This window comes from Macrococcus sp. DPC7161 (genome assembly GCF_004117835.1).
GTDB lineage: Bacteria > Bacillota > Bacilli > Staphylococcales > Staphylococcaceae > SDSC01.
In genome coordinates this window covers 13,890-29,503 of the sequence record NZ_SDSC01000012.1, presented here as the reverse complement: position 1 = coordinate 29,503, position 15,614 = coordinate 13,890, and the positions used below count along the sequence as shown (strand labels likewise).

General features: G+C 33.4%; 12 protein-coding genes. 3 read left to right on the top strand and 9 right to left on the bottom strand.

What is annotated here, in order from left to right:
• The coding region (locus tag ER639_RS11560) for a KxYKxGKxW signal peptide domain-containing protein (protein WP_129065917.1) at positions 1 to 5,025 on the bottom strand (5,025 nt) is incomplete at its 3' end.
• A gap of 836 nt (positions 5,026 to 5,861) precedes the next feature.
• Complete coding sequence (locus ER639_RS11555; protein WP_164993443.1) at positions 5,862 to 6,473, bottom strand: GNAT family N-acetyltransferase; 612 nt, start codon at positions 6,471 to 6,473, stop codon at positions 5,862 to 5,864.
• Between the two features lie 258 nt (positions 6,474 to 6,731).
• Here ER639_RS11555 and ER639_RS11550 point away from each other — a divergent pair, with 258 nt between their 5' ends.
• Positions 6,732 to 7,199, top strand: a complete 468-nt coding sequence (locus tag ER639_RS11550; protein WP_129065915.1) for a competence protein ComK — start codon at positions 6,732 to 6,734, stop codon at positions 7,197 to 7,199.
• Positions 7,200 to 7,307: 108 nt separating this feature from the next.
• On the opposite strand, the gene ER639_RS11545 is transcribed toward ER639_RS11550, so the two are convergent.
• The 4 genes from ER639_RS11545 to nhaC all read right to left on the bottom strand — a co-directional run bounded on the left by ER639_RS11545 (position 7,308) and on the right by nhaC (position 11,440).
• The gene (locus tag ER639_RS11545) at positions 7,308 to 7,538 is read right to left on the bottom strand and encodes a hypothetical protein (protein ID WP_129065914.1); all 231 of its coding nucleotides are present in this window, start codon (positions 7,536 to 7,538) and stop codon (positions 7,308 to 7,310) included.
• A gap of 157 nt (positions 7,539 to 7,695) precedes the next feature.
• The gene (locus tag ER639_RS11540; RefSeq protein ID WP_129065913.1) at positions 7,696 to 8,514 is read right to left on the bottom strand and encodes a helix-turn-helix domain-containing protein; all 819 of its coding nucleotides are present in this window, start codon (positions 8,512 to 8,514) and stop codon (positions 7,696 to 7,698) included.
• 376 nt (positions 8,515 to 8,890) lie between these two features.
• Entirely contained in the window at positions 8,891 to 9,760 is an 870-nt protein-coding gene (locus tag ER639_RS11535; protein ID WP_129065912.1) for a DUF2382 domain-containing protein, read from the bottom strand.
• A 234-nt stretch (positions 9,761 to 9,994) separates the two neighbouring features.
• Positions 9,995 to 11,440 carry a Na+/H+ antiporter NhaC gene (gene nhaC / locus ER639_RS11530; protein WP_129065911.1) on the bottom strand — a complete coding sequence of 482 codons (1,446 nt, stop codon included), beginning with the start codon at positions 11,438 to 11,440 and terminating at the stop codon, positions 9,995 to 9,997.
• Between the two features lie 288 nt (positions 11,441 to 11,728).
• Here nhaC and ER639_RS11525 point away from each other — a divergent pair, with 288 nt between their 5' ends.
• Entirely contained in the window at positions 11,729 to 11,962 is a 234-nt protein-coding gene (locus tag ER639_RS11525) for a helix-turn-helix domain-containing protein (RefSeq protein ID WP_129065910.1), read from the top strand.
• A 143-nt stretch (positions 11,963 to 12,105) separates the two neighbouring features.
• The gene (locus ER639_RS11520) at positions 12,106 to 13,203 is read left to right on the top strand and encodes an acyltransferase family protein (protein ID WP_129065909.1); all 1,098 of its coding nucleotides are present in this window, start codon (positions 12,106 to 12,108) and stop codon (positions 13,201 to 13,203) included.
• A 34-nt stretch (positions 13,204 to 13,237) separates the two neighbouring features.
• On the opposite strand, the gene ER639_RS11515 is transcribed toward ER639_RS11520, so the two are convergent.
• The 3 genes from ER639_RS11515 to ER639_RS11505 are packed head-to-tail and all read right to left on the bottom strand — an operon-like array spanning position 13,238 to position 15,610.
• Positions 13,238 to 14,377, bottom strand: a complete 1,140-nt coding sequence (locus ER639_RS11515; protein ID WP_305036098.1) for an aminotransferase class I/II-fold pyridoxal phosphate-dependent enzyme — start codon at positions 14,375 to 14,377, stop codon at positions 13,238 to 13,240.
• A gap of 14 nt (positions 14,378 to 14,391) precedes the next feature.
• Positions 14,392 to 15,018: an acetyltransferase gene (locus ER639_RS11510; protein WP_129065907.1), complete on the bottom strand. Its 627-nt coding sequence runs from the start codon at positions 15,016 to 15,018 to the stop codon at positions 14,392 to 14,394.
• Positions 15,008 to 15,610, bottom strand: a complete 603-nt coding sequence (locus ER639_RS11505) for a sugar transferase (protein WP_129065906.1) — start codon at positions 15,608 to 15,610, stop codon at positions 15,008 to 15,010. Before ER639_RS11505 ends, ER639_RS11510 begins: the two co-directional genes overlap by 11 nt.
• Positions 15,611 to 15,614 lie beyond the last annotated feature (4 nt).

Below are 15,614 nucleotides of genomic sequence, written 5' to 3'. Positions count from 1 at the left end.
TGTTGATTCGCTAATTGAACCACTTGTTGATTCTGAGTTCGATACTGATCCTGAAGTCGACTCACTTACTGAACCGCTTGTTGATTCTGAAATTGATCCAGAAGTAGATTCGCTAATTGAACCACTTGTTGATTCTGAGTTTGATACTGATCCTGAAGTCGACTCACTTACTGAACCGCTTGTTGATTCTGAAATTGATCCAGAAGTAGATTCGCTAATTGAACCACTTGTTGATTCTGAGTTTGATACTGATCCTGAAGTCGACTCACTTACTGAACCGCTTGTTGATTCTGAAATAGAACCTGATGTTGATTCACTAATTGAACCACTTGTTGACTCTGAAATAGAACCTGATGTTGATTCACTTACTGATCCACTTGTTGACTCTGAAATAGAACCTGATGTTGATTCACTTACTGATCCACTTGTTGATTCTGAGTTTGATACTGATCCTGAAGTCGATTCACTTACTGATCCACTTGTTGATTCTGAAATAGAACCTGATGTTGATTCACTAATTGAACCACTTGTTGACTCTGAAATAGAACCTGATGTTGATTCGCTAATTGAACCACTTGTTGACTCTGAAATAGAACCTGATGTTGATTCACTTACTGATCCACTTGTTGATTCTGAGATTGAACCTGATGTCGATTCACTTACTGATCCACTTGTTGATTCTGAAATAGAACCTGATGTCGATTCACTGATTGATCCACTTGTTGATTCTGAGATTGAACCTGATATCGATTCACTATTTGATACTGAACCTGATGTTGATTCACTTACTGATCCACTTGTTGACTCTGAAATAGAACCTGAAGTCGACTCACTTACTGATCCGCTTGTCGATTCTGAGATTGAACCTGATGTCGATTCACTTGTTGATTCTGAGTTCGATACTGATCCTGAAGTCGACTCACTTACTGAACCGCTTGTTGATTCTGAAATTGATCCAGAAGTAGATTCGCTAATTGAACCACTTGTTGATTCTGAGTTTGATACTGATCCTGAAGTCGATTCACTTACTGATCCACTTGTTGATTCTGATACTGAACCTGATGTTGATTCGCTAATTGAACCACTTGTTGACTCTGAAATAGAACCTGATGTTGATTCACTTACTGATCCACTTGTTGACTCTGAAATAGAACCTGATGTTGATTCACTTACTGATCCACTTGTTGATTCTGAGATTGAACCTGATGTCGATTCACTTACTGATCCACTTGTTGATTCTGATACTGAACCTGATGTTGATTCGCTAATTGAACCACTTGTTGACTCTGAAATAGAACCTGATGTCGACTCACTAATTGAACCGCTTGTTGATTCTGAGTTCGATACTGATCCTGAAGTAGATTCACTTACTGAACCACTTGTTGATTCTGAAATAGAACCTGATGTCGATTCACTGATTGATCCACTTGTTGATTCTGAGATTGAACCTGATATCGATTCACTATTCGATACTGATCCTGAAGTAGATTCGCTAATTGAACCACTTGTTGATTCTGAAATAGAACCTGATGTTGATTCACTTACTGAACCGCTTGTTGATTCTGAAATTGAACCTGATGCTGATTCACTAATTGATCCACTTGTTGACTCTGAAATTGAACCTGATGCTGATTCACTAATTGATCCACTTGTTGACTCTGAAATAGAACCTGATGTCGATTCACTATTTGATACTGAACCACTTACTGATTCTGATACCGAACCTGACGTCGACTCACTAATTGAACCGCTTGTTGATTCTGAGATTGAGCCTGATGTTGATTCACTATTTGATACTGAACCACTTGTTGACTCTGAAATAGAACCTGAAGTCGACTCACTAATTGATCCACTTGTTGATTCTGAAATAGAACCTGATGTTGATTCGCTAATTGAACCGCTTGTTGATTCTGAAATAGAACCTGATGTCGATTCACTTGCTGATCCACTTGTTGACTCTGAGATAGAACCTGATGTCGATTCACTATTTGATACTGAACCACTTACTGATTCTGATACCGAACCTGATGTTGATTCTGAAACTGAACCTGACGTCGACTCACTAATCGAACCGCTTGTTGATTCTGAGATTGAACCTGAAGTAGATTCGCTGATTGATCCACTTGTTGATTCTGAGTTTGATATTGATCCTGAAGTCGACTCACTTACTGAACCGCTTGTTGATTCTGAAATTGAACCTGATGTTGATTCACTAATTGATCCACTTGTTGACTCTGAAATAGAACCTGAAGTCGATTCACTATTTGATACTGAACCACTTACTGATTCTGATACCGAACCTGATGTTGATTCGCTAATTGAACCGCTTGTTGATTCTGAGTTCGATACTGATCCTGAAGTAGATTCGCTAATTGAACCACTTGTTGATTCTGAAATAGAACCTGATGTTGATTCTGATACTGAACCTGATGTTGATTCACTTACTGAACCACTTGTTGATTCTGAGTTCGATACTGATCCTGAAGTAGATTCGCTAATTGAACCACTTGTTGATTCTGATACTGAACCTGAAGTCGACTCACTAATTGAACCACTTGTCGATTCTGAGATAGAACCTGATGTTGATTCACTTACTGAACCACTTGTTGATTCTGATACTGAACCTGACGTCGACTCACTAATTGAACCACTTGTCGATTCTGAGATAGAACCTGAAGTCGACTCACTAATTGAACCGCTTGTTGATTCTGAGATTGAACCTGATGTCGATTGACTTGTTGAGCCACTTGTTGATTGGCTAGTCGATCCTGATGTTGACTGGCTTAATGAAATCGAATTAGATAATGAGCCTGATGTCGACTGGCTTGTTGAACCTGACGTCGATTGACTTGTTGAGCCACTTGTTGATTGGCTAGTCGATCCCGATGTTGATTGGCTTAATGAAATCGAGTTCGATAATGAACCTGATGTCGACTGACTTGTTGATCCTGACGTTGATTGACTTGTTGAGCCGCTTGTTGATTGGCTAGTCGATCCTGATGTTGACTGGCTTAACGAAATCGAATTCGATAATGAACCTGATGTCGACTGGCTTATTGAACCTGACGTCGATTGACTTGTTGAGCCGCTTGTTGATTGGCTAGTCGATCCTGATGTTGACTGGCTTAATGAAATCGAATTAGATAATGAACCTGATGTCGACTGGCTTGTTGAACCTGACGTCGATTGACTTGTTGAGCCGCTTGTTGATTGGCTAGTCGATCCTGATGTCGATTGACTTGTTGAGCCACTTGTTGATTGGCTTAATGAAATCGAGTTCGATAATGAACCTGATGTCGACTGGCTTGTTGAACCTGACGTCGATTGACTTGTTGAGCCGCTTGTTGATTGGCTAGTCGATCCTGATGTCGACTGGCTTGTTGAGCCGCTTGTTGATTGGCTAGTCGATCCTGATGTCGATTGACTTAAACTTTTTTGCGTAGATGTACTCAAGCTATTTGCTGTTGATGTACTTGTACTATTTACTAATGATGTACTTGTCGCTGTTGATGTACTTGTACTATTTACTAGTGATGTACTTGTCGCTGTTGATGTACTTGTACTGTTTACTATTGATGTACTTGTCGCTGTTGATGTACTTGCACTATTTACTAATGATGTACTTGTACTTACAGATGCTTGTACTGGGTCAGTACCGTTAATCGTATCTGTGAAATAGTTAATACGTCCTGTAGCTGTGTTATCTTGTGTTGCGTAAGGTGTAAATACGTATGATAAATCTCCAGTTGATGACGTGATTGGCACTGTCCACTCAGTTACCATGCTTAACCCAGCTGTTGTTTGTGTTCCTGTGATATCACGTTTTTGGAATGTGTATTTACCACTTCCTTGGTCATAAACAGCCATACTAAATTGACCGGGTGTCGCCACTTTATTACCGTTTGAATCTACAAAGTACGATGTTGCTGATGTGATTGTTCCATAACCTGAACCGTAATCAACTAATGTACCACCCATCTCTGGTGTGTTTTGGATTGGACCTGCTACGTTTGGTTTTTCTACTGTAGTTGTATTTGGATTATCATAACCTACGATATATGTAAACTTAAGTGCGCCACCAATATTTGTAACGATTAATTTATAGTAAACATTTACGTTACTGTATTTATCAAAACCAACACCTGTATAAGTAGTAGATGTTGCTGTTGATACTGCAGTTAATGCTTTCAATGTTGTTAATGTACCTAAAGTACCAATGTCTTCATTCATTGAATTCATATATTCTACTGCTGCTTGACTCGTCGCTAATGATGTTGAGCCTGATATACTTGTAGCGATAGATGATGATAATGAAGCATTTGCAGTAGATGTGTTACTCGTTGCGCCACTAGTTGTCGAGCCTGCTGTACTTGTTGTACTTGTATTGCTCGTTGTGCTTGTTGATCCGCTTGTTGTCGAACCTGCTTTACTATTTGAAGCACTTTCTGAAGCTGATAAACTTTCAGACTTCGATGTACTTACAGATGTCGATGCTTGTAAACTGTCTTTTGTTGATAAAGATAAACTTACTGACTTAGATTCAGAAACACTACTTGATAATGAATCACTTGTTGCATTTGATGCTGAAGTTGTATCCGATTTAGCTGTTGTATCTGAAGTTGATGCTGTTGATGTTGTTGTAGTATCAGATGTAGATGCTGTTGAATCTACTAATACTGTAGAGTTTTGATTACCAATAGTTTGACTGCTTGTCGCAAGTTCTGATGTCACTGGTAAATCGCTTGCTGCAAATGCTTGGTTTGCATCAAATGCATTCGCCGCAATAAAGCCTCCAGCTGCTGTTGCTGCGCCTTTTGCCAATGTGTGTTTAAATGCTTTTTCTTCTTTTTCTTCTATATTATTGTTATCTTTAAATCCTTTAACAACAATCGGTAATCCCATTAAGCGCATTAATTCTAATTCTTTTAATCCAGCTTTTACCCAGTGTTTACCTGATTTGTATAATTTAAATCTAACTTTCTCATCTACAACACTCATTTTAAAATCTTTTTTCTGCTTTGACATTTTGTCACCTCTTTGTTTCCGAATCTAACTTTCAAGAATTCTATGTAATTTCTAAATGTTTGTCCAATTAAAATGTGTTTTTACACTCCTTGAGAACTTCTATAGTATACAACGGTACAATATTGAAAACAACAAAAATATATATTGTGAGTGTTTTTTTTACTTGTTTAGTAAAACATTAAGTGCTATATCCATTTGGAATATAAAATGGATTATGAAGCCGTTTTCAAAATAAAATTTTATTGTAAAAATTTCCAAGTTCATTTTAAAAACCCTTTAATACCAAGGGTTTTTAAAAAAGGTGACATAAATTATATACCATGTCACCCTTTATAATAAATCGCAAAGATTGGTGATTGTTTATAAATTTATATAATTATTGAGATAAATACAATTATTTTAAAATAATAAATACGCATAGGTAGTTCAATAGATTTAATTATAACAAAATTAATTAAACACGATCTTAATATCATTTTAGATTTAACATCAATTAACAAAGTTAACTAAAACCAATGTGTATCAAGGGGTTAACTAATGTCCTCTATAAAATAATTAAAAATTAAGTTAACATTTTTAACATATTAATCTTTCTTTTTTCACAATTTGCATTTAGGTATAAATAACCACTTATTCTTTAAAAATAATATTACAAATTTGTGACAAATCATTGCAATATGATTACAAATCAAAATTTGTATAGTTTTTCTCTACAAATACATCCCTTGTATACTACATATACAATAAATATTCCTAAAATTCAAAATATTTATGTTAAATATTACGTTTAACATCGCATTCATTTTTCACAATAAAAAAGCCACCATAAAGGTGACTTATAAACTAAATATTAAAGCATCTTCATCTATAGCTATTCCGACATACCCGTCATCAATCAGTTTTGCAAATGAGTCATCAAATGTTAATGGTACCATTACTGTAGCAGCACCTTTAGCTATACGTTCTTGTTGCATATCCTTAAAGAATACAAACCGTTTCTTACCAGGATACACTTCATCAAATGCAATGATGTACATACCTAAATGAAATTTATCTTTTAAACTAGCAATATTATCTGGGTGTACTGTCGCAAAAACATATCGTTGTTCTATTCTTTCAAACAACCACTCTCCCATTAATTTTTGAATCCCCATCCCTCTATAGTCAGGATCAACTACAGACAAATCTGAATAAATCATATCTTCATGGTTCGCAAGATTATTGTACTTCCCTAAATAATCCGTCTCACTAATTTCTAACGTTCTAAAACCAGCAATCTGCCCTTCCACTAAAGCAACAGCCATATGTTGATTCATAATCGCTCGTTTTAATTCTGTTGGTTCTACAAAAACAAGCCATTCATGATATGTTAATACTTCATGAGCACGATCTTGAATTTTGCATACGCGAGACAAATCTTCAATCGTTGCATATCTAATTTCTATCATAATTTCCCCCAAAATATCTCTTTCATTTAGTATACATAAATCTTCTGTACATTTCATCTTTAAAAATCGATATATATAATAGAAGAAACTCATTTTATATCATACAATAATTAACATTAAATTTAACATTTATTAAATATTTATATTTGTAAACAAAAGTTAAATATTGCGTTAAAAATTCTTTAATTTCAACTACAGCATCCTATTAACCATTATAATATGTTAAAAATACAAAAATTAAATTTCTGAGGTGACTTTATGCAAATGATACAAATGCCAATGCAACGTGAAGTAATGTATGTCATGTATAATTTAATGCACGGTGGCCAAATTGAAATGAAACAATGGCAACAATTGCCGCTTCTTCAATCAGGTCACATCGAACATCTCATTGAATCCACGTTACTACTCTATGGAAGCAACATGAAAACAAGAAGAAAGTTAGCGAAGATGGTCTTAAACAAATCTGCAAATCTTCCTATATTAATAGATGAAATGCATACGTGGATTTACTTTCCCGTCCATCGAAGAGATAGTCATTATAAAGCATACATTAATGCGGAATATTTCTATTATGCTAAACAAGAAAACCAAAATGCCATTATCGTATTCACTGATGGCTCTGAAATTAAGATTGAACAAAGCGTTGAATTCATCAATCGACAATATGAAAAAACAATTCTATTCCTAGACAAATATCGAAAAATCAAGAAGATGTGTATATAGTAGAAAGGCTGGGACAAAATCGCTTTTTGATTTTGTGTGAATGTGAAGTTCTTTACCGAAGTTGCTGATTTTGTTCCGCTGATTAAAAAAAGGCTGCAACGCAGCCTTTTACTCTTCAATCATTTCATAACTCTTTAAAAATTGTTTCCCTTTATCCGTAACAATCAACTGCATATTCGGATGTTCATTCAACACGAACTGTCCTTCAATACGCACGAGTTTCATCTTTACAAGTTCGAAGATCAAATCTTGTTCATTTAATCGCTCATAATAATTAAAGTTTTGGTGATTATCAATCAATTTCAACACACGATATAACAAATTCATATCTTGATCCATCGTATCCTCCTATAAACTGATTTCACCATGAGTTTACAACAACACCATTTATAATAAAAAAATCTTGCGAATTTCGCAAGATTTTACACAAACATCTAATTATCCATTATAATTAACATTTAACAATAAAAGGCAACTTATTCAGTTGCCTTTATCTCTATATTTCACTTAATAATTGAATCATCTCTAACTTACGTTGTTTACGTGCAAGATGAATGGCAAATGTGAGTTCTTCCTTATTAATTAATGCTTGATGATCCATATGCTTTAAAGCGGTGTTCTTTACATAGATGAATTCAGGTAAACTTAACACATCCATATGACGATAAGACAATTCAATTGCCTCTTGTGCCATTTCATGTGCTTCAATCAATCTGTCTTTCTTCATTAATAATCTTAAATAATTATAAATCACCTTAAACTCTAACTTCGCATTTAAATGGTTATCATAAATCAAACGACGTGCGTCTTCATAATACTCTAATGCCTTGTCCTCATCAGAATCGACATAGTAATTACCAATACTATTTAACATATTTACTTTCAACGCATCAGAAATATTTTCTTCATATTCTTTATACAACTTCAATATTTGATCTAAAACATTATCACCATTCAATGCTGCAGTAATAATCAATTTTAAATAAGCAACATAAACACGGTCTTCAATCGTTAATTTCGAATAATTTATGACTGCTAAATAGTCAGCTAACTCTTGATATTGACGCAAAAGTAATAATTGGTCAATATCATTCTTATTTATCATATAACTTGTTTGTTCATATGGATTCCCTACAAGTTCATCAATAGAAATCTTCAACTTTTTAGCCATTTTAATTAATAAATTTGATAACGGCACCATTTCATTCTTCTCAATCTTGCTGACTTGGCTTTGCGTACAAATTCCATGTGCCAATTGTGCCTGAGTAAGGTTAAGCTCTTTTCGACGTTGCCTAATTCTTGTTCCTAAATCCATGTCTTCACTGCCCCTATTCTAAATGTATTCAATATTAATATATTCAAAAAAATAAGTACTTAAACAAAATGGATTGTTTAAGCACTTATTGTTATATTTCATACAAATTTTAGTGCCATTCTGTTGGGATTTTATCAATAAATAAAACCGTTGTAACAGCAGCAATATATAAAATTGGCATTAAACGCTTTTTCATCATAACATCCTCCCTACCATTAATTACATTTATTGTATCATTGTCCTAATTGTTTGAATAGTAACAAATGTGTAAATTATATTAATTTTTGTTAAATGATATAATACGTTTAATTTTACCTTAAACAGCACAAAAAAAGAGATGGTTACCCATCTCTTTAAATACTATACATACAATTAACTATAAACGACCGTTGCGATTAGATTCGTCAATGTCAACTTCTTCACGACGAACATCTTCAGATACGTGCTCAACATCTGTTACACGTTCTTTCTTAATAACGATTTCTTCATTAACAACATTCTCTTTTGAAACATTGATACGTTCTTCATGAACAGGTACACGAATTACTTCGTCTTCACCTAATTCATCAAACTTACCATCAGTACGCTCATTCACAGGACGGCGTTCGATAACGATTTCTTCACGTTCCACTGGTACATCAAATTCTTGACGTTCAGTAACAACATCTTTCTCAACTTTAACTTCACCAGTTTGTACACGATCTTTGTTTACTAATAAACGTTCTTCGTGTAATTTAATTTTCTCTTCCTCTGTTAAATCATTACGATTACGGATATCTTCATCTAACTCATATTTGTTTTCATTACGGTTTAAAAAGTCTCTATCACGGCTCATATTAACATCTCCTTCGTTATTTTCATGAATAGTTTTGTCTGAATGTAAACCACCTACAGCAGCTGCTGAATGATGATCTCTATCATATTCACCAAATCCGTTTTCATCTACTAATAATACAATCTTATGTTGTTCAATCGCTTGAACATATTCATGCTCTTCATTCGGTTGTAAATTCAAATGATGGAATACACGATCTTCAGGATCTTCACCTGTAAAGAAAGCAGCTACCTTATCACCGAAAGAACCTTCAGCATTCTTAACTTCTATATCAGTATAATTTAATGATGATCCTTCTAAACGGTCATGTGATATTACTTTCATATTATGTTCAGCAATACCTTCTAATCTATAATGTTCAATACGTTCTAATAATTCGCTCTCATTGTTTAATACTTCTAGTTTTCTCATGAATGTTCATCCCCTAATAATTATAATTTATGTATATTCATTATGTTGTGGTGAATCATGTTGTTAGTATATTGTACCCGATGATAAAATCCTTAAACATAAAATTTAATATTAAAATATAACAAAATAAAAAACACGCACAAAACGTGCGTGTTTCTACTATAATAATAGCCTTAAATTATAACCTTATTATCAGCGATAAAAAAGCAGCACCTTCGGTACAAAACTTTCCTATTATGCCACACTTCCCTCAAGTGATTTCTTCTTGAAGTATTCAACTTGCTCATCTGTAATCTTCTCAATCTTAAATCCAGTTAAGCCATATAAAATAGAAATCAATGGAATCGTATAATTCAGTACGGCATATGGGAAGTAATCAATTACATGCACCGACATCGTCGTCGTAATAAATACAGCACACGTATTCCAAGGCACAAATACACTCGTTAACGTACCACCATCTTCTAAACAACGACTTAAGTTCTTAGGATGTAAATTACGATCTAAGTATGTCTTCAAATACATACGACTTGGAACAACAATACTAATATATTGCTCCGCACATCCAGCGTTTGTACCAATACAACTGAAGATTGTCGCAGTTACTAAACCAAATGTATTCTTCGCATACTTTAAAATCTGCTTAATTGCCGCTTCTAACATACCACTAAACTCTAAAATACCACCAAATGTCATCGCAACAATGGTCATTGAAATCGTATAGAACATCGATTCCAAACCACCCTTATTAAACAATTCCATCACTAATTTATTATCAGACTCTAAAACATAACCTGCTTGTAACGTACTCACAGCATCCTTTAAAGTATCTCCTTGAACAAAAATCTGACAGAAGAACCCCATTAAAATACCAATCACAAGTGCAGGAACAGCAGGTACCTTCATCGCAACAAGCACAATAACAATAACAGGAATTAATAATAACCAAGGACTCATCACAAATTGAGCTTCCATAGCTTTATTTAAACTGTCAATCTTAGCCGTATCAATCTTCCCATCAAACTGACGACCTAGAATAAAGAATACAACTAAACTAATCAATAAACCAGGAATCGTCGTAAAGAACATATGCTTAATATGATCAAATAAATCAGTACCAGTTAAACCAGCAGCTAAGTTAGTTGTATCACTTAAAGGACTCATCTTATCCCCGAAATATGCACCACTAATAACAGCCCCAGCAATCATACCAGCAGGAATATCCATCGATAAACCAATACCCATACCAGCAACACCAACCGTTGCCATCGTAGACCAACTAGAACCGATTGCTAAACTAACAATCCCACAAATCAAACAAATCGTCAGTAAGAACATACTCGGTGTAATTAACTTAAGACCAAAATAAATCATCGTCGCAACAACACCGCCGCCAATCCAAGCACCAATAACTAAACCAACAAGAATAATAATCACAATCGCAGGTAAAGCAAGCTTAATCCCCTTGTACATCATCTCTTCAATCTCTAACCAACTGAATCCATGATAATAAGCTACAATCGCTGCAATCGCAGTACCTATTAATAATGGAATGTGTGGTGCTTGTTCCAGTTTCACCACAGTGAATAACATACTAATAATCATAAAGACAAAAGGCACTATAGCCCAAAAGAAACTAATCTCCTTTTTCTCCCGTTTTTTCATTACCTTCTCTACCATAACATTCTCCCCTTGTATTAAAATCTCATACAAAATATATTATAAAAAATGAATAAAAAAAATGCTACAAGTTTTTTGAAAATTATCAATATTCAACATAAAAACATGTGTATACTAGATAAACACAAAAAATATCCTCAAAAAAGAGGATAGACAACTAAAAATTAAACTTCATTTAACCTTTTATTATCTCATAAAAATACAAAAATAAATTAAAAAATTCCAAATTGGCAAGAAAACACGCAAACAACATCTAATTTGGTACGTTCCGAAAAAGGAGCGATTAAAATGAAGGCATCAGAACAAATAAGAAAGAATATAAGAGAAAATATTAAGTTCTACAGAGAATCTAAAGGCATCATACAAAAAGAATTAGCAACTGCATTATATATGGATGAATCCTTGATCTCAAAAATAGAAATCGGAACAAGAGACGTCTTTGCATACGAACTTAAGATCATTGCTGATTACTTTGGTAGAACAACTGAAGATTTCTATAGTGAGGTGAGTAATAGGAAGTAATGGATATGAGACTATATTGTCTTATATCCTCTTTTTATGAATTTTTAAATGACATAACAAAAAATTTAAACTAAATGTAATTATTAGATACTAATCATCGTGGTAAAATACAATTAATAAATTTACTGAGGAATGATATGTAAATGAAAAAAATTGAGTATTTAGATGCATTAAGAGGATTGGCTATATTAGGAGTGATTACTACTCATGTTACCGTTTCATTTCCTGAACTAAATCCAATAATTGAGAATATTGGGCGGAATGGAAATAGAGGTGTTCAATTATTTTTTTTAGTAAGTGCATTTACTCTTATGCTTTCCTATGAAAAAAGAGAAACATTTGATTTAAAAGGATTTTATATTAGAAGATTTTTTAGAATCGCTCCAGCATTTTATGCTGCTTTTATTTTCTATTTATCATTTAATTTATTTAAGTATTTATTAGGCATGTCAAATGCACTAAACACTTATAATCTTTCAAATATAATAGGTACAATATCTTTCATGAATGTACTTAGAATGGAATGGTTATTTAGTTTAGTTCCCGGTGGATGGTCAATTTCAAATGAAGTTATGTTTTATTTACTGTTACCTTTTATATACAAATTTATTAAAAATTCAAAAACAGCAATAATACTTTTTATATCTTCAGTTATTATTTTGGTTCCATACACTTTGTTATCTATAATAGAATATAATTTTAAATCAAGTTATTATATGTACTTTTTTTATTGGTTTCCTAACCAATTACCAATATTTTTATTAGGTATCGTATTATATTTTGTTTCAAAGAAATATAAATCGAAGTTTAAAGAGAAATTTAATTTGACCTATGCTAACATTATTTTATATTTTATTACAACTTTGATAATTTTATTTGCATCAATTCATTTTATAAGTTATTTTACTTATTTTAATCATTTGATTTTTGGTATACTATTTTCAATTTTTGCTTTTGTCCTATCAATATACAACAATAAAATTTTTGTTAATAAATTTACGATTTTTATTGGGAAAATTAGTTTTAGTATGTATTTAATCCATTTCTTTTTTGTTGAAGTATTTTTAACTTTAATTAAAAAATTTGATATTTTTGAAGCAAGTAGCTTTATTCAATTTTTATTATTTTGGATAATTACTTTACTTTCTACAATATTATTATCTATAATTTCTCATAAATATATTGAAGTACCTGGAATCAATATTGGGAGGAAGTTATCTAATAAAACCTATAAAAAATAAGCCTAGAAATCAATTTAATTTCTAGGCTTTAATATTAAAATAACCCCTTAATCACTTCAATAACCTTATCTTGAACTTCTTTCGTCATCTTCGTATCAGAAGGTAAACAAATACCATGATCGAATAAATAATTAGAATGATCGATACCATCAGCTTCAGAAATGAAATCACATTCCTCAAAGAATGGCTGTAAATGCATTGGTTTCCAAACAGGACGTGATTCAATATTATGCTCATTTAAAGCAGCCATAATATCACTATAAGTCACATCCGTTAATTCTGGATTAATCACCGCAGCAGATAACCAACGATTATGCTTAGAATTTGGAAGCTCAGGCATCATTTCAATCGCCTTAATATCTTTAAATCCATCTGCATATCGATCAAAGATTTCACGCTTTTGACTCACACGTAAATCCAATACTTCCATCTGACCACGGCCAATACCAGCACTGATATTACTTAAACGATAATTATAACCTAATTCACTATGTTGGTAATGAGGGGCATTATCACGAGCTTGTGTCGCTTTCTTAAGAGCATGCTTAATCGCTTCTTCATCATCAGAAACAAGCATACCACCACCTGAAGTTGTAATAATCTTATTACCATTGAAAGAGAAAATACCAAACTTACCGAAAGTACCACTCATCTTGCCTTGATATTCTGCACCAAGTGATTCAGCAGCATCCTCAACAATAGGAACACCATATTCATCACAAATTGCTTTAAGCTCATCCATCTTAGCAGATTGACCATATAAATTAACAATCACAACCGCTTTAGGCAATTGATTCATAGCACTATATTTCTCAAATGCACGCTTTAAAGCTTTAGGATCCATATTCCAAGAATCTAAATCCGAATCAATGAATACAGGCTTAGCACCTAAATAAACAATAGGATTCGCACTAGCAACAAACGTTAATGATGAACAGAATACAATATCATCACGGCCAACACCAACTAAATCAAGTGCCAAATGAATCGCACCAGTACCACTCCCCGTAGCACATGATGCATTCACTCCAGTATATTCTCGAATTTGCTTCTCAAATTCATTAACATTCTTACCAAGTGGTGCGATCCAATTCGTATCAAACGCTTCCTTAACATACTTCTCTTCATTTCCGCCCATGTGAGGTGAAGAAAGAAAAACTCTCTCTTGCATAATATCGTCTCCTTAGATTAACAATTATTTTTGATAACTTTAGCTGGATTACCTACCGCAACAACTTCATCTGAAATATCTCTGATTACGACACTACCAGCACCGATAACACTCGAAGCACCTACTACAATATTTGGGATAATCGTTGTATTTGAACCTATGTGGGTCAAAGTTTTTATCGTTACTGTACCAGAAAGCACTGCTCCTGGTGAAATATGCACAAAATCCTCAATAATATTATCATGTTCAATAATACTACCAGAATTAATAATTACGTGATTCCCAATTTCAGCATTCGCATTTATTACTGCTCTCGGCATAACAACAGTCCCAATCCCTATATGAGCAGAAGGTGAAATTATAGCAGATGAATCGATAACTGATACAAAATGACTTTCATTTAGCTGATACTTATCAATCAACATTAATCGCACTTTGTTATTTCCAATAGCAATAACAAACTTATGCTTTAAATATTGAGATAAATTTGACATTTTATCATAAAATACATGATCAACCTCAGTATACTCTGAAATATTATCATCTAAAATACCTGCTAAGATAAGATCATTTGATCTATCAATCATATCCTTAATAACTTTAGCATGGCCACCATTTCCTAATAAAACAACACTAGTGCTCATTCACAACAGTCCCTTTGAACTTTTCGACAGTAGCGTGTCCCTCTTGATTAATACCTTCGCTCTTAAATACTTTTAATACCGTTAAATATAAAATGTACATATCTAGCATAAATGATTGGTTGTCGACATACCAAACATCTAACTTGAATTTTTCTTCCCAAGAAATCGCGTTTCTACCATTCACTTGAGCCCATCCAGTGATACCAGGTTTTACATCAAGACGTCTTCTTTGGTCGTCATTATATAGGTCATTATATTCCATTAACAAAGGTCTTGGACCCACTAGTGATATATCGCCTTTAATAACATTAATCAATTGCGGTAGCTCATCTAAACTATATTTCCTTAAAATTTGTCCAGTCTTTGTTAACCTTTCATCATCAGGCAGTAAATTTCCTTCTTCATCTGTTTCATTAGTCATCGTTCTAAATTTATACAACTCAAACGGTTCACCATATTGGCCAGGTCTAGTTTGTTTAAACAAGACAGGATTCCCTATTTTCTTTTTTACAACAATTGCAGTTCCAACAATTAAAGGTAAAGATGCAGCAAGTCCTAATGTTGAAACTGATAAATCAAATAATCGTTTCATAATA